At 41.2% G+C, this 20,502-nt stretch carries 12 protein-coding genes; all 12 read left to right on the top strand.

Annotation, left to right across the window (positions count from 1 at the left end; translation table 11 throughout):
* Positions 1-778 precede the first annotated feature (778 nt).
* The 12 genes from D0S24_RS08525 to D0S24_RS08470 all read left to right on the top strand — a co-directional run bounded on the left by D0S24_RS08525 (position 779) and on the right by D0S24_RS08470 (position 20,338).
* On the top strand, positions 779-3,916 hold the full coding sequence (locus tag D0S24_RS08525; RefSeq protein WP_117019461.1) for a SusC/RagA family TonB-linked outer membrane protein: 3,138 nt from the start codon (positions 779-781) through the stop codon (positions 3,914-3,916).
* An 18-nt stretch (positions 3,917-3,934) separates the two neighbouring features.
* On the top strand, positions 3,935-5,452 hold the full coding sequence (locus D0S24_RS08520) for a SusD/RagB family nutrient-binding outer membrane lipoprotein (RefSeq protein ID WP_117019460.1): 1,518 nt from the start codon (positions 3,935-3,937) through the stop codon (positions 5,450-5,452).
* Positions 5,453-5,921: 469 nt separating this feature from the next.
* Entirely contained in the window at positions 5,922-6,731 is an 810-nt protein-coding gene (locus D0S24_RS08515) for a PIG-L deacetylase family protein (protein ID WP_181938056.1), read from the top strand.
* Between the two features lie 78 nt (positions 6,732-6,809).
* Complete coding sequence (locus D0S24_RS08510) at positions 6,810-8,987, top strand: beta-N-acetylhexosaminidase (RefSeq protein WP_147321442.1); 2,178 nt, start codon at positions 6,810-6,812, stop codon at positions 8,985-8,987.
* 152 nt (positions 8,988-9,139) lie between these two features.
* A complete protein-coding gene (locus tag D0S24_RS08505; RefSeq protein ID WP_117019457.1) occupies positions 9,140-10,219 on the top strand; it encodes an amidohydrolase family protein in 1,080 nt (359 codons plus the stop codon).
* The gene (locus D0S24_RS08500; RefSeq protein WP_117019456.1) at positions 10,212-11,468 is read left to right on the top strand and encodes a hypothetical protein; all 1,257 of its coding nucleotides are present in this window, start codon (positions 10,212-10,214) and stop codon (positions 11,466-11,468) included. The genes D0S24_RS08505 and D0S24_RS08500 overlap by 8 nt, the downstream gene beginning before the upstream one ends.
* 44 nt (positions 11,469-11,512) lie before the next feature.
* Positions 11,513-13,639 carry an alpha-galactosidase gene (locus D0S24_RS08495; RefSeq protein ID WP_181938055.1) on the top strand — a complete coding sequence of 709 codons (2,127 nt, stop codon included), beginning with the start codon at positions 11,513-11,515 and terminating at the stop codon, positions 13,637-13,639.
* Between the two features lie 46 nt (positions 13,640-13,685).
* The gene (locus tag D0S24_RS08490; protein ID WP_117019454.1) at positions 13,686-14,579 is read left to right on the top strand and encodes a hypothetical protein; all 894 of its coding nucleotides are present in this window, start codon (positions 13,686-13,688) and stop codon (positions 14,577-14,579) included.
* A gap of 23 nt (positions 14,580-14,602) precedes the next feature.
* Positions 14,603-16,666 carry a S9 family peptidase gene (locus tag D0S24_RS08485; protein WP_117019453.1) on the top strand — a complete coding sequence of 688 codons (2,064 nt, stop codon included), beginning with the start codon at positions 14,603-14,605 and terminating at the stop codon, positions 16,664-16,666.
* Positions 16,667-16,682: 16 nt separating this feature from the next.
* Positions 16,683-17,633: a glycosylase gene (locus D0S24_RS08480; RefSeq protein WP_117019452.1), complete on the top strand. Its 951-nt coding sequence runs from the start codon at positions 16,683-16,685 to the stop codon at positions 17,631-17,633.
* Between the two features lie 153 nt (positions 17,634-17,786).
* Positions 17,787-18,560 carry a transcriptional repressor AgaR gene (gene agaR / locus D0S24_RS08475; protein WP_117019451.1) on the top strand — a complete coding sequence of 258 codons (774 nt, stop codon included), beginning with the start codon at positions 17,787-17,789 and terminating at the stop codon, positions 18,558-18,560.
* Between the two features lie 305 nt (positions 18,561-18,865).
* Positions 18,866-20,338 (top strand): Fic family protein, encoded by a 1,473-nt coding sequence (locus tag D0S24_RS08470; RefSeq protein WP_117019450.1) that lies wholly within the window; start codon positions 18,866-18,868, stop codon positions 20,336-20,338.
* The last annotated feature ends 164 nt before the right edge of the window (positions 20,339-20,502 follow it).

The raw sequence follows: 20,502 nt of genomic DNA, 5'->3' as shown, positions 1-20,502 counted from the left end.
TCTTACCTTATAAATGAACTACTGTCATCTTATTGTCTCCGACAGACCCATATATATTTTAAACTTCTTTAATCAAAAGATTCTTCTATCCTTGGGTGTGGACTGACTTTTCACCTATCACGTTGGCTTTCGGGACAAAAAATTTTATGTTACTTCGAAAGGTATGGAAAGAAGAAAAGTTAAATGCAATAACTATATCGATATTTGTATTCCTGTAACTCAGCTGGCCTTCTTCCTCATTAGGGATTAGATTATATGGGTTATTTTAATGTTTGTGTTTTTTGCAATGATAATCTGTTTTTAGATACGTGGGTGTTATTTTATATGGATTTATTGACAAATTAAATAATGGAACCTTTCAAATGGCTATAATTAAAGAAAATCTTCTTTAAAATAGAGTGAAGTAAAGGGTAAGTTTAAATATGATTGTTACCCATCTTTCAATTACAAATTTTTGGGCATGCTTCTCTCCTTGCATTGGTAAGCGGTATTCTGGTGTTTTATTATATTCTTTTCCTTTTTGAAGGCATTGCTCCGCTAATTATAAAAATATAGCTTATAAATAATTGTGTATTATGTATTTTAAGTTTCGTTTGGTTTATTAATTATAATAAAAACTTTCAAAACATTATTTTTGTGTAAATAATTTGTAAAATTTTGTTGTTTATTATCGTTCAACTTATTATATTGCAGTCAATATTAATATTCCTTACGAAATATCACCCATTTGAACACTTTGAGATGAAAAACAATTTAAATTAACCAAAACTAAATAACTATGAAGAAAATTTTGATTTTTGCAATTTTTACACTTTGTACTTTGCAAGTGTTTTCGCAAGAACGATCGGTCTCGGGAACGGTTACCGATGCAAGTGATGGCACCCCGCTTCCCGGGGTGAATGTTGTTATAAAAGGTAGTGCCACTGGGGTGTCTGCCGATTTTGATGGCAATTATACGATCAAGGTTCCCGATAACAATGTATCCTTGGAGTTTTCATATATAGGTTATGAGAGTCAGATAGTTGCCGTAGGTGCTAGATCTGAGGTCAATGTCGTGATGAATTCCTCTAATACGGAGCTTTCGGAAGTCGTAGTAACCGCTTTTGGTATTGAAAGGGAGAAAAAGGCTTTGGGGTATTCGGCCCAAGAAATTGTTGGGGAATCCTTGACGGAAGCCAGGGAGGTCAACGTGGCCAATTCCTTAAAGGGTAAGGTTGCGGGTGTATTCGTAACCTCGGGTTCCGGAGGGGCTGGAGGTTCTACTTTCGTCCAGATCAGGGGAAGTAGTTCCTTGAGCGGTAATAACCAGCCCCTGTATGTAGTGGACGGTATTCCAATTAGTAACGACAACCTAAATCAGACCGATATTTTTGCCGGTCGCGATTTTGGGGATGGTATAAAGGATATCAACCCGGATGATATTGCTACCATTTCTGTATTGAAAGGGCCTAACGCCGCTGCACTCTATGGTTCGCGGGGTGCCAATGGGGTTATTTTGATCACCACTAAAAAATCCTCTTCCAAAAAAAGATTGGGTGTTAGTTTTAATTCCAATACAACTATGGAAATGGTAAATATAATGCCCAAATTCCAAAACAATTATGGCGTAGGCTATGATGACTCATTTGGTTTTGGAACTGAAGAGTACGAGGGTGTTGTTTATCCTGCCCAAGGTGGTGGTGTGGACAGTTGGGGAGGTAAGTTTGATGGAAGGCTTATTTTAATAAGGAATTTATTGGACCTAGGTCCTGTACCCTATTCTTCCCAACCCAAGGACAATTTAAGGGATTTTTATAATGTAGGGAGCACTATCACCAATACCGTTGCAGTTGGCGGGGGATCGGAAAAGATAAATTACCGGGTATCTGCATCATCCCTGAAAAATAAGGGAATCGTGCCCAATTCAAGTTTTGGGAGACATACCTTCAATGCTACTTTTGGGGCGGATGTTTCCGATCGTCTACATGTTGAGACCAAGGCCAATTTTATAAAAAGTGGTGCCGATAATAGGCCTATAGTAGGGGTTTCCAGCGGCCGAAACGTGGCGGCATCCCTGAATCTTGTGCCGAGGAATATTGATCTGGCCTGGTTGGCGATGAACGGTGGGCGCAACGAGGATGGAAGTTATCGAAATTATAAGGGAGGAAGTCCCACAAACCCGTATTGGCTGATCAATGAAGTGACCAGTGAGGACAATAGGGACCGTTTTGTTGGATTGTTGTCCGCAACCTATAAAATTACGGATTGGCTAAACATTATGGGTCGGGTCGGTAATGACAGTTATGTGGAAACCCAAAGACAGCAGTACAGTGCCGGAACCCCTGGAGGGACTTATGTGAACGGACGGGTGGATTTTGACACCTTTAAGGTAAACGAGCTCAATGCTGATGTTCTGCTTACGGCAAACGGGAAACTTTCCAATGATTTTACAGGATCGTTATCCCTAGGAGCCAATCAATTCAAACGTCGCTATGAAAGGTCTTCGACCATAGGCAGGAACATGAATATCCCGGAGTTGTATACCATTGAAAATGCCGATTTGGTCATTCCTTCCTATACCTTGATACAAAAAGAGATCCAATCCGTATTTATGACCGGACAGTTGGCCTATAAAAACTATGCTTTTCTTGATTTAACGGCGCGTAACGACTGGTCCAGTACCTTGGGTGAGGGTAATTACTCGTTCATGTACCCTTCTGCCAGTTTAAGTTATGTCCTTTCCGATGCCTTTAATTTTAATTCGGAGACCATTACCTTTTCCAAACTTAGGTTATCCTACGCCCAAGCAGGGAACGATGCGGATCCCTATCAGACAAAAGGTGGATATACGGTGCAGAGCAATACCTTTCAGGGTCAACGTTTTGCCAGAATAAATGGAAGTGTTCCGGCAACGGATTTAAAGAACGAGTTGACCACTTCCTTTGAGGTGGGAACCGATCTAAGGTTCTTTAACAACAGATTGAGCATCGATTTTACCTATTATAACTCCAAGACCAGCAATCAAATTATGCAGATAGGCCTGTCCGAGTCCACCGGATTCGGGGGATTGTATTTGAATGCGGGGGAAGTTTCCAATAAAGGGGTGGAATTGTTCGTTTCCATGACCCCGATTAAGGTTGCTGATTCCTTTAAATGGGTGGCGGATGTTAACTTTTCCAAAAACACTTCCAATATAGAAAGCTTGGTAGAGGGAATAGATCGCTATAATTTTATTGCGACGGACAATGCCAGTATTATTGCCCAACCAGGATTGCCATATGGAAGTATTTTAGGATATGAGTACAAAAGAAGTCCGACCGGCGAATTGGTAGTGAATGCCGATGGAAAATCGTATGTACGTGCCGATGAGCTCTCTATTTTAGGGAATATCCAACCGGATTGGTTGGGAGGTCTTACAAATACTTTTACCTATAAAGGGTTGTCCTTAAGTGCACTGATCGATGTAAGGATGGGTGGGGAAGTATATTCTTGGAGCAGGTATGACCAAAATGCCAAAGGAACCGGTGTGTGGACCAATGTTAGGGAGAACCTGACCGTGGAAGGTGTCATAGATAATGGCGACGGGACTTATACCCCTTCGGTCCAGAACAATGTTTTGGGACAGGATTATTTTGCGGCCAGATCTTGGGGCAATATAGGGGAGGAATTTGTATTGGATGCCACCAATGCTTCTTTGAGAGAGGTTACTTTAGGATATTCTTTCAATAAAAAGACTTTGAATGGCACACCCTTTGATTCCGCCAAATTGTCCATTGTGGCAAGAAATGTAATGTATCTTTATAGGGATTCCAAGTTTGTTGAAATGGGGATTGCCCCGGATACGGCCTTTTCCCCAACTGCGGCAGCTCAAGGTTATGAATCGTTTTCAATGCCGACCACAAGAAGCTTAGGTTTTAATCTCTCCGTAACATTTTAAGATTTTAAAAAGTATACTATGAAAACAATAAAAAGAATACCAATAACCTTATCGTTGCTCATTGCAATGTGCATACCATTGTCCTGTACCGATGGTTTTGATGAACTGAACACCAATCCAAAATTGATTACCGATGATGATATAAAGCCTTCCCTGTTATTTACCAAGGTAATGAAGGAGTCCGGATTTGATATTTTAAACGTGGACCGTATAGGGGAATATTCCAGTTACATTAAGAGGGCCGATTCCGGGAATATGCTGTCCTTGACCGATTTTCCGGAACCCTTTAATTATTATACTACTTATATTGAAAATTTGGCCGCTATCATCAGGCTTACTGCGGATAATCCTGAGTTGCAGAATCAAAACGCCATTGCAAGGATATGGAAGGTTTGGGTATACCATCGTATGACCGATGTTTATGGGGACATTCCCTATACCGAGGTAGCTACTTCTTTTGATGATATTGTACTATATCCCAAATATGATACCCAGGAATCTATTTATATTGATATGCTTAAGGAATTGAAGGAAGCTGCAGCGGCATTGAGCCCTTCGGCGGAACAAGCTAGTTTTGGTGCTGCGGATGTGATGTTCGCAGGTGATTCGGATGCATGGAAACGCTTTGCCAATTCCCTAAGGTTAAGATTGGCATTAAGGGTGCGGTATGTGGATGCCTCTTTGGCCCAAACCAACGTGGCAGAGGTATTTTCGTCCAACTTGATTGCCACCAATGCCCAAAATGCCGTTATTACCAGTGAAGGAGCCGATGCTGCCGATCTATCGAATACCAATCCTTTGTACCAAGAAGTGGTAAATGGAAATCCGGGGGCCGGATCTTCCATTTCGGCCGGACTCGCATTGGTTGAAAATCTGTTGAGTACCGATGATCCACGATTAACGATTTATTTGGAACCAAATGATGATATGGAGTTCGTAGGTGGGGCTATTAATCTTAGCCAAGAAGAAAGGGCCATCTATCCCCAATCGGCTAAATGGAGCCAATATTTTAGAAATGCCACATACGATTTTAATGTTATACAGGCTTCCGAAGTCCATTTTTTGAAGGCTGAGGCTGTTTTGGCTGGATTGGCCAACGGCGATGCCAATGAATTATATCAAAATGGGATTACATTGGCCATGGAACAGTATGGGGTAGACCCAGGAGATATTACCACTTTCCTAGCCTCGCCGGCAGGGGTCCTTTCCGGTACCGATGAGGAAAAGTTGGAAATGATCATTACCCAAAAATATTTGGCCTTGATGGGAGATTCCTATGAAGTGTTTGCGGAACACCGTAGAACGGGATATCCAAGGGTTTGGATTGGCAGTGAACCTGCGGCAGAGACCAATAATGCATTGCCCAGAAGGTTTCCTTATCCGTTAATAGAGTATAACCTAAATGCTCCTGGAGTTGAGGCGGCCGCTGCACGTTTGGACGGGGGGGATATAATGAGAGCAAGAATTTGGTGGGACGCCAAAGCCGGGGTGCCCTTTGACCATCCAAGGCAAGGAATGTTTCCTCCATATGAATAACTGAAAACGCCGATTGCATGGGCATAAGCTTTTTATTTGGATCAGTGCTTGGGAAACCGGATCTATCCGTTCAAGCTTTATGGCAGGGCATATGCGGTTAAATATATTGAGTTGGTTTGTTAGTTATGTAGCGAAGTTGCGGGGATAACCTGCAACTTTGCCATATAGCCTAGTCCCTTGAATGTTGTGCCCTACGGATGTTTAGTAAATATTTAGGTATTTAGAACAAATGATGCTCGGACCCATGGGTAGGGTCGCCCATACCGTTCGGACTGGCCTGTCTGTTCCTTGGTCCCGATCTATCGGGACGGGTGAGGTCATGACCAATTGGAAAAAGTGTTGTTCAACCCATAATCAGATCAAAATGAAAACCAAACAAAACACAATTATTTTTACTATCGGGATTCCTCTTTTTGTTAATTGCAGGAACTTGGTCAAGGGGGTCGTATTAACTTTAAAATCCTTTGCTTTGATCACTTTATTATATTCCTGCGGGGAGGATAAAAAAGAGGTAAAGGAGCTATCGGCAGATACTCCTGTGGATGTTTCTGCCAAGGGTAAGACTATAATGGCGGTTTTTGCCCATCCGGACGATGAAATTTATGTGGGTCCCATAATGGCCAAGTATGCCAGGGAAGGAGCCAAGGTGCAAGTGGTAACCGTTACCGATGGCCGCTATGGTACGGGGCAGACCGATCTGAAGCCGGGAGATGAATTGACCGCACTCCGCAATGAGGAATTAAATTGTGCCGCTAGGCATATGGGACTCCTTAAACCGATTTGGATGGGATATCATGACCAACTTAAATTAAAGGATGGTTTTTTTGGACATGTCCCATATATACAGGAAATTATGCGAAAATTGGATAGTTTGGTTACGGATATAGATCCTGACGTAATTGTAACCTGGGGTCCGGACGGAGGGTCAAACCATATGGATCACCGTATTGTTGGAGCTTCCGTTACACAGGTGTACCTCAGTAAAAAACAGGAAAAGAATGTTCATCTGTTTTATGTTGCCACCCCTTCGTCCCATTTGGAAGACGAGGATGAAAAACTTTTAAGAGGGGTTTCCGATGATTACCTTACAACTGAAATATCATATACGGAGGAGGATAGGGAGAATACTATTTTGGCACTTCAGTGCTATAAGACACAGTATTCGGAAGATTCGATGAAACATACCGCGGATAGATTGAGGTCTGGCGATCAAAAGGTATATTTAAGGCCAGTGTTAAAAGCAGGTACAAAGACCAATACCCTTTTCAAGGTAGATTAATCCAAGGTAATTTTGTCCTTATCCTATGTTTTTTTGGACAAATACAATTGGATATTAGAAACGATTAAATATGTATTGATGAGAAGAATCTTATTATTTCAAAGTTTTATTTTGGCTTTCTTTGCCGTTGTAAATACGATACCTGCACAGACTCCCGTTTCGGAGTTGACCTCATTGGGAATACACCTAATTCCCTATCCGCAAAAAGTGCAATTGGGAGGTGATGATTTTATATTCCCAAAGCAAATCAATATTGTTATTGATAAAAATGCTTCAGCTGTGGATCGGAAGACAGCGGAATTTTTAAAGGAAGCCCTAACTGAAAATTGGGGACTCACCGTGAATATTGGAGGTCAAAATAGTACAGCTACCATTGTACTTACCGGAAATACCACTAGTGGTTCTTTAAAGGATCAAGGGTATAAATTAAGTACGCTCAATAATCAATTGACCATAGCGGCAAAGGATGGGGATGGGTTGTTTTATGGGGTACAGACCTTGTTGCAGCTTATAAAAAAAGACAGAAACGGTTTGATCGTACCAGGAATGGAAATTTTGGATTGGCCGGATGTAATGATAAGGGCGGCACATTATGATACCAAGCACCACCAGGATAGGGCAAGTTATGTAAAGAGCCTTATTCGGGATTTGGCCAAATACAAAATTAATATGCTTGTTTGGGAATGGGAAGATAAATTGGCGTACCAAAGCCATCCTGAAATAGGGGCGCCAGGGGCTTTTACCTTAGAGGAAATGAAAGAATTTACGGCTTACGCCAAGGATTACCACATAGAATTGACTCCTTTGGTACAAGGGCTGGGGCATGTAAGCTTCATATTGAAGTGGCCACAGTACAGGGACCTAAGGGAAGTGGAGGATTCGGATTGGGAGTTCTGCCCCTTGGAGGAAGGTACCTATGAAGTACTTTTTGATCTTTGGGACGAAGCCATGGAGGCTACCCCGGGATCCAAATATATCCATATTGGTTCGGACGAGACTTTTGAATTGGGAGTTTGTGATAAATGCAGGGAAAGGGCAAAAGAAATCGGGAATAGTGGTCTGTATCACTTGTTTGCGGAAAAGGCGGCCAAACACTTAAAAAAATCCCGAAAGGTAATGCTGTGGGAAAGACCAATGGGATGGGAGAACAGTGCTTCACCCATTAAAAATATGAAGCCTGATACCGATTTGGTGCTAACGGAGGAATATCATTATGAAACTCCTGATTTTGAATTTGCAAGGCAGGCCAAAAATATGGGATTTGAAATGTTTATGTACGACCCAAACCCAGGTTTGGAACCACTTTTCCTGCCCTATCATTTTAAAATGACTTCCAACCGTATTTCAACTACCCCCAAGAAAGTTAAGGGAAGCCTGCAGGATTCGTATGAATTATTGACATCATCGACCAATTCCGGGCTGTTTCATGGGATGATCAATACGTCATGGGACGATTCCGGGCTGCACAACCAAATGTGGATGCTGAGTTTTGTCACTTCGGCACAGTACTCTTGGAATGCCACAGCGCCTGGCCTGGAGGAATTTGAAGATTCATTTTTCCAAAATTATTATGGACCAAATGTCAAGGATATGGAAGAGCTTTATGAGCTTCTCAATGAGGGCGCGTATTATTATGCACATTCCTTGGAGCGCAATGTTTGGCACCATGGGGATATTGGTAAGACGCACTTGCCAGATCTTCCCCGAGGACAATATGTAGAATATGACCAGTATTGGAATAACGAGTATTCGGAAATAGTAAAGAGGTCAAGGGTACAAAAAGAGAATATGAAAAGGGCTTTGCAGATTATTGATATCAATATGGGACAGATGGAGAGAAACGCCTATGATTTTGAAGTGTATCAAAGTATAGCAAAATTGATAGAACATACCTGTCTCACCTATTTGGACCTTTCCGAATTGGAATATACCATAACCCAGGCCCATAGGAATGCGTTTATAGACCGATCGGCCACTTTAAAAAGTTTAGAACAGGCAGAGCAACTTATTGTGAACAGCTTGGCCCGAAGACAAAAAGTATATACCGATCTGGTAACTGTTTGGGAGAAGACCAGAATGCCGAAAGGAATGTCTACCCCTGATAAAAAATATTTTTATAAAATGGACCGTTCTAGGCATTTTGCCAATAGAACACCGGATATGAGTTATTTGATATATGATGAACAACTGTTGGATATGGAGGGATATCTCGAAAAATTAAGGGCCTACAGAATGTCGTTTCAACTTAAATTTTAATTTTTTGAAAACACCTTGAATTAATCTTGATCGTTATGAAATGAGCATGACCTAAAATTGGTTGCAAATACGAATGAAGATATGCGAATTACACCCGCCTGAACGATGTAGTCGGGCAGGTATGACCGCTAAAAAATAATAAATATCTACATATGAAAAAAATTATTCCCTGTTTATATTTTCTGGCTGTTCTCTCCTGTAATGAAAAGCCGGATTACTACACTATTGAGGATTTTGACAAAGTAGACAAGATCGATACCCATATTCATGTGTCCACCGAAAGGGATGCCTTTGTGGAGCAGGCCAAGAAGGATAATTTTAAGCTATTGAACATTGTAGTGGATCTCTCCAAAGGCAAGGAGTTTGTGGAGGAGGAATATGCCTACAGGGTATATCAAAAGACCAAACATCCTGAAAGTTTTGAAATGGCAACTGCATTTTCCATTGGGGAATGGGACGATCCGGATTGGTTGGACCAAACCTTGGCCTGGTTAAAGAAGAATATTGATGAAGGGGCCCTTGCCGTAAAGGTCTGGAAAAATGTCGGAATGGTATTCCGGGATTCCACTGGCCAGCTCGTAATGGTGGACGACCCCAAACTGGATACCATATTCAAATTTTTAACGGAGCGTAAAATTCCCGTCATAGGCCATTTGGGGGAACCAAAAAATTGTTGGTTGCCCTTGGAGGAAATGTCGGTCAACAATGATAGGGTCTATTATGAGGAACATCCGCAATACCACATGCACAAGCATCCGGATCTTCCTAGTTATGAGGACCAGATTACGGCCAGGGATAGAATGCTGGAAAGGAATCCAAATCTCATATTTATTGGTGCCCATATGGGCAGTTTGGAGTGGAGCGTGGATGAATTGGCCCAAAGGTTGGATAAATTTCCCAATATGTCCGTAGATCTTGCGGCGCGTATAGGTCAAGTTTTTTCCCAAACAATTGAGAACAGGGAAAAGGTAAGGGAGTTTTTTATAAAATATCAAGACCGTATACTATATGCCACAGATCTGGCAGATGGGGGAAAAGAAGATGCCGAAATGTTAAAAGAGGAAATGCACCAAACCTGGATGTTGGATTGGCAGTTCTTTGTAACCGATGACATGATGTCCAGTGATAGGGTAAACGAGAAATTTCAAGGACTAAAATTACCTAGGGAGGTGGTAGATAAAATCTACTATGACAATGCAAGGAAATGGTTAAAAATGTTTCCGAGTGAGTAGGGGGATAATAAAAAACAAAGTCTTTAGTGGTGGTAGGGTAACTTTGGAAATCAAAATAATCCTTTTGCTATTGGTTCCCGTTTTTGCCATATTGTCTTTTGGAAAAGGAAAGGTAAACGGGAATGGTTTTGGGGGAATTAAGGAACTCCATGTGGGAACCCCACATATAGATTACGTAATAATGTCCTCCGATCAGTATCAAGATAATCTAAAGGAAATTATTTGGTATGATGATTTTTCCACCAGTAAAACATATATGGATTCCCGAGGGGGCATTGATACCACAGTTAATTTTGGAGCCATTGGGGGCTCGGTAAATGTAGGGTTTAAAAAAGGGGATGTTTTTGGCTTGGGAGATAGAAAGGTAGCTTTTGGTGATTTTCCGGGCAATGGGCCAATTTTGAAACAAGGGCAATCTTTCAATGAGATCTATTGGCGTATTTATGTGAAACATGAACATGGCTGGGAGGGTTTCCCAGCTAAAATGTCAAGAGCCACCAGTATTGTGTCCCAAGAATGGCAGCAGGCCATGATCGCCCATGTTTGGAACGGTGGTGGCCCAATCCTTACTTTGGATCCGGCAAGAGGCGTTTTTGAACAAACCGATAGCATAATTACCACCAAGTATAACGATTTTGATAATCTGGTCTGGTTGGGCAATCGTCCAACGGCCCAATTTCCATTGACCTCCCCTGAAGAATCAGGGTATTGGGTCTTGGTGGAATCCAGGGCAAAGTTGAACACGCCGGGAAAAAATGATGGAATCAACCAGCTATGGATAGATGGGAGATTGGAAGCGGAACGGAAAAATCTCAATTTTAGGGGCAATTTTACCAATTATGGTATTAATGCAGTTTTTATCGAGTCTTACTGGAACAAGGGCTCTATAAAAGATCAGGGAAGGTGGTATGACAATTTTGTTATTTCCACAAAGCCCATTGGACCTGTTATCTGTCCTAGAAACCCTACGCTGGTGAAAACGGATTATCATGGGGAAGGAAACTTAAAAAATTGGAAAATAGAATTGTCGTCGGACTATAATGGTAAGGAAGTGGTCTTTGCGTCCAATTTGATCAATGAAGATAACAAGGTTGCCGTAAATACCGAAACGGGCAAATTTTTGGGGCCTTTAAAAGGTAAAATGGCATTGGCCCCCGGAACCACTTATTTCGTAAGGGTCCGACAACAGAGTACCCATGGGCAATGGTCTGCCTGGAGTAGATGGCATCAAGGATTTAGGGTAGAATAGGGCAGTTGTCCAAAAGTTTTATGACAATAAAAAACGTAGCATTAATGAAGGTTGTTTGTATTAGTATTTATTTTTCCCTACTATCGGTATTTGTTGCCAATGTACTTTATGCGCAAGGCACAAAGCTACATTCGGGGAATATAGAGATTAGCTTCGATTCCAATTTTAACCGAGAAATTCAATGGTTGGACGCCGCAAACAATTCCCTGACTTATTTTGATCCTGAAATACAGGAGGGTATAGTGGTCAATGGGGTGTTGTTTTCTTCTTTTAAAGTGGATACGGAGAAGATTGTTCGTCAGGAGATAGATCACAATGAATTTGGCGAATGTACCCAATGGATCATTAATGGTTCTTCCGATAAACAGGGCGTAAACCTTCAGCGGACGACCACTATACTTTTTCCAAAGGAATTTAAGCAGGCAGCCATTTTTGAGACGTCTTATCGCAACTTGGGGAAGCAAAAAATAAGTATAGATACCGTGTATAGTCAACGGTTGGGACTTAAACTTCCTAAAACCGTACAAGTGGCCAATGGCAATAGGCAAGGATTGGTTTCTTTTCAAGGTGGAGTTAATGAATGGGGCAGGGATTATGCCGTTATAGATCTTGCTCCCGGCTTTGTGCAAGATAATTTTCAAGGGATGCACCCAACGGAAGAGGGAGAATTAATTGGCGGAGGAATGCCCTTTATTGATGTTTGGGGGAAAAATATGGGAGTTGCATTGGCACATTTGGAAAAAAAACCTGAATGGGTCTCCCTTCCTGTAAAGATGAATGCAGACAGCATAGTTGAAATGGGTATTACCGAAATTCCGGATGAACGCCTAGGATTAAAACAGTGGCTGGACCCCAAGGAATCCTATACTACGGTTATGAGCACCATTATTTTTCATAAGTTGGATTACTACGATGCACTCCGCACTTATGGGGACCTCTTGCGAAGGCGTGGAGTAGCTATTCCAAGGTCATCGCCCAAAGCCGCGTACGAACCTTATTGGAAAAGCTGGGGCTTTGAGTTGGATTTTACCTTGGATGAAATTTATGGTATCCTTCCCGAACTTAAGGAAATGGGAATTAAGGTAGCCAATTTGGATGATGGTTGGTTCGATTTTTACGGGGATTGGAATGTAAACAAAGCCATTGGAAAATTCCCGGGCGGAGCAGGGGACATGGTCAGTTTTGTGGGGAAGGTCCATCAAAAGGGATTTAAGACCAATTTATGGTGGTATCCTTTGGGCGTTAGTCCCGAGAGCCAATTGGCCAAGAATCACAGGGATTTTTTGGTAATGGATGAGGCTGGCAATTACCCAAATGATAAGCGGGGATTACACCAATTGTGTCCGGCCTATGGGCCAGCTATGGAGCATGTGCGGAACCTTGTAAAACGTTTTATAGTAGACTGGGAATATGATGGCCTTTATTCCGATACCAGAGGGCTATCGGCCGTTCCCCCCTGTTTCAATGAGGTACATGGGCATACAACACCTTTGGAATCTTTTAGGGAGGTGCCAAGAGTATTTGAGGTAATAAAATCTACCTTGGATAAATACAATAAGGAGGCCGTTCATGAGGTGTGTATCTGTGCGGTACCCCACTCTCCTTACAATATGCCCTATTACGACCTGGCAAATGCCTCCGACCCCATAAATTTATTGCAGACCAGACGTAGGATAAAAGTGGAAAAGGCCATTCACGGCCCCACATATGCCGTTGGGGATTGTTATCAGGTACCAGCTGATGAATGGAGCGGGTTTTCCGTGCCACAGGATTTTGAAAGTGCCATGGGGACCGGGGCCCAAGTAACTACTTTTTATACAGATTTGGATAGCGTACAAAAAGGGGAATGGAACCGCTGGGTAAAGGAATATAATGAGAAGAAATTAAGTAGTGCCACCTATACCAATCTATATGACATAGCCTTTGATAAGCCTGAAATACATGTAGTGGGAAAGGACGGACAGCTTTTTTACGGCCTATTCGCAGATCTTTGGTCCAAAACGGATACCATAGAATTGCGTGGGTTAATGAAAGGGGTGCACTATGAGGTATATGACTATGCCAGCAACAGAAAAATGACGGATGTTCACGGCGATAGCCCATTTATAAATATTGGTTTTCGCGATCATCTATTAATTCAGTTAGTTCCCAAAAATAGGACGGGAGAGTGATAAAAATAATCATGAATCATTATTAAAATGATGATACAACAGTAAAATGAAAATACTTATTACCATACTCTTTGTAATGGTGCTGCACAACGGGTTTGTCTCCAGTGAACCATTTATTAAAAACAAGGGACATATTATTTTTACCGAAGATTTTGAAAAAGCTTCCCTGAAGGAAGTGCTTCCTAATTGGGATGATCATAAAAATGCTGCTGGCATGTCTTTGTCCACCGATGTCCCGAAAGGGAGTACCGGAAAAAAATCCCTAATGATGACTTATGAGGCCGGCAAGGACGAGGGCGCGCATTTATTTAAAAACTTCCCGGAAGGGCATGAGGTATTGTACGCCCGTTTTTACATTAAATTTTTGACGAATAATAGTCATGTCCACCATTTGGTGAAATTGGGCGGGTACCAACCCGCTGTTCCCTATCCTTTGGGGTTGGCAGGACGCAGACCAAATGGGACGGATTTTTTTATGTCCGGAATAGAATTGCCGGATAATGTTGATTGGAATTGGGGATTTTACACCTACTGGATGCATATGGAAGGTAGACCTGATAACTATTGGGGGAATGTTTTTTTTCCGGTAAAGGAAAAAGCGATACCTATTGGAAAATGGATTTGTGTAGAGTTTATGATTAAATTGAACTCTCCATTTGATTCCTTTAATGGGGAACAGGCTTTTTGGATTGATGGCGAAAAGATACTGCACTTGGGGGAAGGGTTTCCCAAGATGGTACGGAAAGGTGGACATTTCAAGGAAGATTACACAGGAAAAGCCTTCCCAGGGTATCAGTGGCGTAATAATGACCAATTAAAACTGACCTTATTTTGGTTGAATTATTATATGACAAAAGGTAAAAAGGGGCAAATAGATCAAATTTTATTTGATGATATTGTGGTTTCCAATGAATATATAGGTCCTTTAAAAAGGAGTTAAGACATAAAAAGACTATAATACTTATGGGAAAGGTGAAATTATTTATATGGATTCTTGTTTTGGGCAATACAACGTTGTTTTCACAAGTTTCAGGGTTTAAAGTGGCACCCAATTTTGATCAGACCAATAATATACGCTGCTATCTTAGCAAGGCGGCCAGTGAAATTACCCAAAATTCCTTGAGCGACATCCAAAACCTTAAGGATTGGGAGGCTGTTCGTGGAGAACGTTATGAACAGTTTTTGGAGATGATGGGACTTCAGGGGAAACAGGTCAAGGGAAACCGGCCTGCGCTTAAAATTACAAAGACAGGAGTTATACAGAAAGAGGGTTATCGCATAGAAAAATTGTATTATGAATCGCTTCCAGGCCTATATGTACCGGCCAACCTTTATATTCCGGATGGTATAAAAAAGCCTGTTCCGGCCATTTTGTATGTCTGTGGACATGCCCATACCCAAAAACACCATTATCAGGCACATGCCAAAAATTTTGCCCAAAATGGTTTTGTATGTTTAATAATAGAAACCATACAAAGAGGAGAGGTAAAAGGGGAGCATCTGGGTCAGGAATCCAATGGTTGGTTCCAATGGTACAGTAAGGGCTACAATCCGGGAGGGGTCGAAATTTGGAACGGAATAAGGGGGTTGGATCTCTTGAGCGGAATGACCGAGGTGGATAAGGACAAATTAGGGGTTACGGGGATTTCCGGAGGGGGTTCACAAAGCTGGTACTTGCCGGCTGTGGATCCTAGAATAAAGGCTGCGGCCGCAGTAGCGGGGGCGGGCTCATTGGAAGGCCAGATAACACAAAGAACCATAGACGACCATTGTGATTGTATGATGCCGATAAATACCTATGGTATCGATTTTCCCGACATTGGAGCCTTGATTGCCCCAAGGCCGTTTATGATTGCCCAAACTAATCACGATCTCTACTACTCGGTAGAATCGGTACATACTTTGTACGAAAAAGTGAAACCTATCTATTCATTTTACGGAAAATCGAACAATCTCATAATGAAAAAGGCCGATGGTCCCCATAGTTATGGATCCAATGAAGAATTGAGGCCGGAAATATTATCGTTCTTTCTTAAAGAACTCAAAGGTGTTCATAAGTCGGTAGAGCAAATAGGGAAAATAGATACTAGTAAGGAATTGAGCAATGAGGAATTGAAGTCGTATAGAAACGGCGGACCTCCAAAGGATGACAGGACCAAAACAATACAGGATTCCTTTGTAGCACTGGCTTCTGCCCCCAATATTACTAATTTAGAAGCTTTGAATACTTACAAAATGGAGGTCACTTCCTTTTTAAAGGAAAAGACATTCGGGGCTTTTCCTAAAAAGGCTGCACCCTTGGATATAAGATTGGAATTTAGGGCCTTGGATGGCTCTGGTGTCCGAAGAAAGGATTACAGTTTTGTTCCTGAGGAAGGATGGCGATTAAAATTCTCGTTGCGGGAAAGGGACTTTGAGAACGCTAGTACTTCCCGTCCTTTGTTACTGGTTCTTAGAAACCCTGATGAGGAACGTTGGGCTGCCGAGTCTATGGTTTCCGGGGCATTAAAGAATATGGAGGTGGCTTATTTTGAAGCAAGGGGCGTAGGCGAAACCGGTTGGTCGCCCAGCTTACAATGGCATATTAGAAGATCGGCTGCCTGGACCGGCCGAACCATAGCCTCTATGAGGGTATATGATGTGTTAAGATGTTTACAGGCTATACGGGAGATACCGGAAATAGGATCCAACACCATATATATTGCCGCCCAGGGAGAAATGGCGGTAGTGGCGGCCTATGCCGCATTGCTGGATGGAAATGTAAAGACCTTAATGCTTAAAGACCTGCCCCCCACGCAAAATGTTGTGAGTGACCCCTCCGGAAGGGGTGAGGCTTTGGAAATGCTCAATAGTTTAAGGGTTACCGACATACCTCAAGTGGTAGGCCTAAATTATCCAAATGAATTGGTAATGGTTGGGAATCCTCCAACTACCTTTGAATGGATCAAAAACCTATACGGGAATTTTAATATTCCTGATACGTATGTTGAGGTCAAGGAATTATCGCAATGGATGCAAAAGCAATAAATCTAAAATTGTAAATATGAGAAAGATCAAGTACCTAGTAATTCTATTTGTATTCGTTGTTGGATGGGGATGTAAGGAAAAAAAGGAGGAAGTGGTTAAAGTCGGGGAAAGTGAAGTTTTTCCATCCGAAATGGTTTCTTTTAGACCAAGTCCCATAGAACCCGTGTTTAAAGGGGCAGAGGAAGAGGGCGCATGGGACGTAAATTTAAGGGAAAGAGGGTACATCTTATTTGAGGACGATATATATAAAATGTGGTACACAGGTTATAATGACAGTATTTCCAAAAAGCGGTTTCTCGGTTTGGCTACCTCCAAGGATGGGATCAATTGGTCAAGATACGCGGAGAGACCTATCCTAGAGGATATATGGACCGAAGATATGCATGTGATCAAATATAATGAGACCTATCATATGCTGGCGGAAGGAATGAACGATATTACACATTTATTGACATCCAAGGATGGAATAAATTGGACTTCGGAAGGGGACATTACCATCTTGAAGATAAATGGTGAGCCTATAGATCCGGGACCGTATGGCACCCCGACCGTTTGGGTGGAAGGGGATAAAAAATATCTTTTCTATGAGCGAAATGACCTCGGTATATGGTTGGCCACTTCCGAAGATTTCAAGACATGGACCAATGTCCAGGATGACGAAGTGTTGAAGATGGGGCCGGAAGGTTATGATTCCGGAGCAGTGGCTGTAAATCAAATAGTCAAGTACAAGGATAAATATTTTATGTACTACCACGGGTCGTCCAATCCGGATTGGATGAAGCCTGGAGTGGTGGCACTATGGACCTCCAACGTTGCTATGTCTACGGATTTGATACATTGGACAAAATATAAGGAGAACCCAATTGTGGAAGGGGATTTTTCCAGTCCAATTCTGGTAGATAATGGAGAGAAGTTTATCCTGTTTACCATGCACGACAAGGTAAACCGATATGAGCCTTTAAAGTAAAGGTGTTAATGTTAAATTGTTACAAGGGTGAATAAATGTCAATGTAGTTTATAATGGCTGCTTTTCCTTAATTTTGTTATAATACATAGACAATTTATTTTAATCATTTTGGGCCTTAAATTTTGGGCAATGTTATAATACATCATATAATTTATGTCAAAAAAGAATTCAACTGTGGAACGCAGATCTTTAATTATTGAGGATCTTGATTTTAATGGGAAAGTCGATGTTAGGGAACTAAGTTCCAAGTTGGGAGTTAGTGAAGTGACCATTCGAAACGACTTGGCCCAACTGGAAAAAAAGAATATCCTGATTCGGGCCAGGGGCGGGGCGCTCCGTATGGACCCCGTGGGAATAGATTATCATATTTCGGAAAAGGATAAAATTAATATTAAGGCCAAACAAAGAATTGGCATATCTGCGGCCAAATTTGTAGGTAGTGGGGATACGATCATGATCGATTCCGGAACCACCTCCATGGAGTTTGTCAGGAATCTGGATTCAAAATTGGAATTAACGGTCATTACAAATGCCCTGAACATAGCTAATCAATTACATCAAAATGATAATGTCCAGGTGATTATGCCAGGAGGGGTTTTGCGAAAAAAGTCGTTCTCGCTAATAGGGACTGCCGCAGAGAAAAGTCTAAGAAACTACTTTTGTGATAAACTGTTTCTTGGGGTTGATGGAATAGACATAGAGAATGGGCTATCTACCCCAAATATTGAGGAGGCACATTTTAATACCACCATGATTGAAATGTCCAATCAAATTATTGTACTTGCGGATTCGAGTAAAATAGGTAAGAGAAGTTTAGCGTTTATAGGCCCAATATCTAAAATAGATATGCTGATTACCGATGCGGGTATTACCAACGAACAGAAGGCTGCTTTTGAAAATGCAGGAGTAAAGGTGGTGGTAGCTTAAATGGGTTGCTATTTTTTTAAGGGGGAAGGCTACGCCGCCAGAAATATAGTTTTTCACGAAATGGAGGGGAATGGGCTGAGTGAGCTCCATAAAAGAATAATTCATTTTGGGCAAACTATGCTTTATAGTGGAAAAAATTTAGCTATAATATACTCATAATGGAAAATATTTGTTTGAAATAATATGAAGCATCTTCTTCATGGAAAATATTTTCATCTCTCTTTATTTTATACTGGAAATATTTTATGAAATATCATATTATAATGGAAAATATTTGTAATTTTTAGCTCCTTAATTTAATTATAATGGAAAATAGTTTACCCATACACCTCCAAGAAATCATTTTTTCTTCGAGCGATTCCAATATAAGTAGGCAAATTTCGGTATTGGAAAAGGAAGGGAAAATCAGGAAAATTGCATCCCGCATATATACCTCAAACTTTACGGATAACAATGAAGATATTGTTATAAGAAATCTTTTTACCATTCTCGGAAAACTATACCCGGGATTATTATTAAGCCATAGATCTGCTATTGAATTCAAACCTACTTCAAAAGGACATATATTCATAACCTACACCTATACCAAAAAAGTAAGTTTACCAGGGATAACTTTACGGTTTCTTCAAGGAGAAGGCCCCATTGAAGGAGATACAATTTTTTCGGGGGAATTGTATGTTTCCCAGAGAGAAAGGGCTTTTCTTGAAAATTTGCAAGTTTCCAGAAGACCAGGACCCGAATCCAAAACACTGACCCTGAATGAAATAGAAGAAAAACTGGAACAAATTGTCAGGGTAAATGGGGAAGATGCTTTAAATGAGTTCAGGGATAGATCTAGGGTCATAGCCGAGAAGTTGATGATGCAAAAGGAATTTGAAAAACTGGATAGGTTGATAAGTGCTTTATTGACCACCCATACCTCAAAAATATTGACCTCTCCCGTAGCAATGGCCAGGGCATTCGGAACCCCATTCGATCCAGCAAGAATCAAGTTGTTCGAAACCTTATTTTTAGCATTGCACCAACGTGAGTTTAAAAGCTATCCCGATGCAAACTTAGAGCCATCTGCATTTAAAAACTTTGCTTTTTTTGAGGCCTATTTTTCCAATTACATCGAAGGGACGGTATTTGAACTTGAAGAGGCAAAAGATATTATAAGTACAGAAAAGCCTTTGCCCTATAGAAATGAGGATTCCCACGATATATTGGGCACTTATAAATTGGTAAGCAATGTGAAGGAAATGAAAACCCTCCCTACATCGGCAGAAGAGCTTTTGAGGATTTTGGAATACCGACATCAAGTCCTTTTAGGAGCTAGATTGGACAAACAGCCAGGCAAATTTAAGGACAAGAACCATGGAGCAGGAAATACACATTTTGTTGATTATACAATGGTTCGGGGTACTTTAATAAAGGGGTTTGAATATTACAATGTTTTAAATGATCCTTTTGCCAAAGCAGCCTACATTATGTTTATGGTCAGTGAGATCCATCCGTTTTTGGATGGCAATGGAAGAATAGCAAGGGTGATGATGAATGCCGAACTTGTAAAGGCAGGACAGACTAGAATTATGATCCCTACCGTTTACAGGGATGATTACTTAGGGGCTTTGAGACGATTGACCAGACAATCAGACCCAGAAGTATATATTGGGATGTTGCAAAGAGCACAACTTTTTTGTAGTACGCTAAAAGCAAACTCTGTAGATATTATGGAGAACCAACTGGAAAAAAGTAATGCTTTTAAAGAACACGACGAAGCTCGGTTAGTATTCTGACCAAATAGACTATGAACTTTAATCACTTAATAAGTTTTATTCTCCTTTATACTTTTTGACAGAGTGATAAATCAAAATATTGCCAAAAATGTAAAAAAGTGGTAAATATTTGAAATAGCAGATATTCACATCAGTAATAATCAGGCTGTGATTTCCCAAAAATG

The sequence above is a fragment of the Arenibacter sp. P308M17 genome (assembly GCF_003426735.1).
Classification (GTDB): Bacteria; Bacteroidota; Bacteroidia; order Flavobacteriales; family Flavobacteriaceae; genus Arenibacter.
The sequence above is the reverse complement of the archived record's forward strand: the minus strand, read 5'-3'. Positions and strand labels throughout refer to the sequence as shown.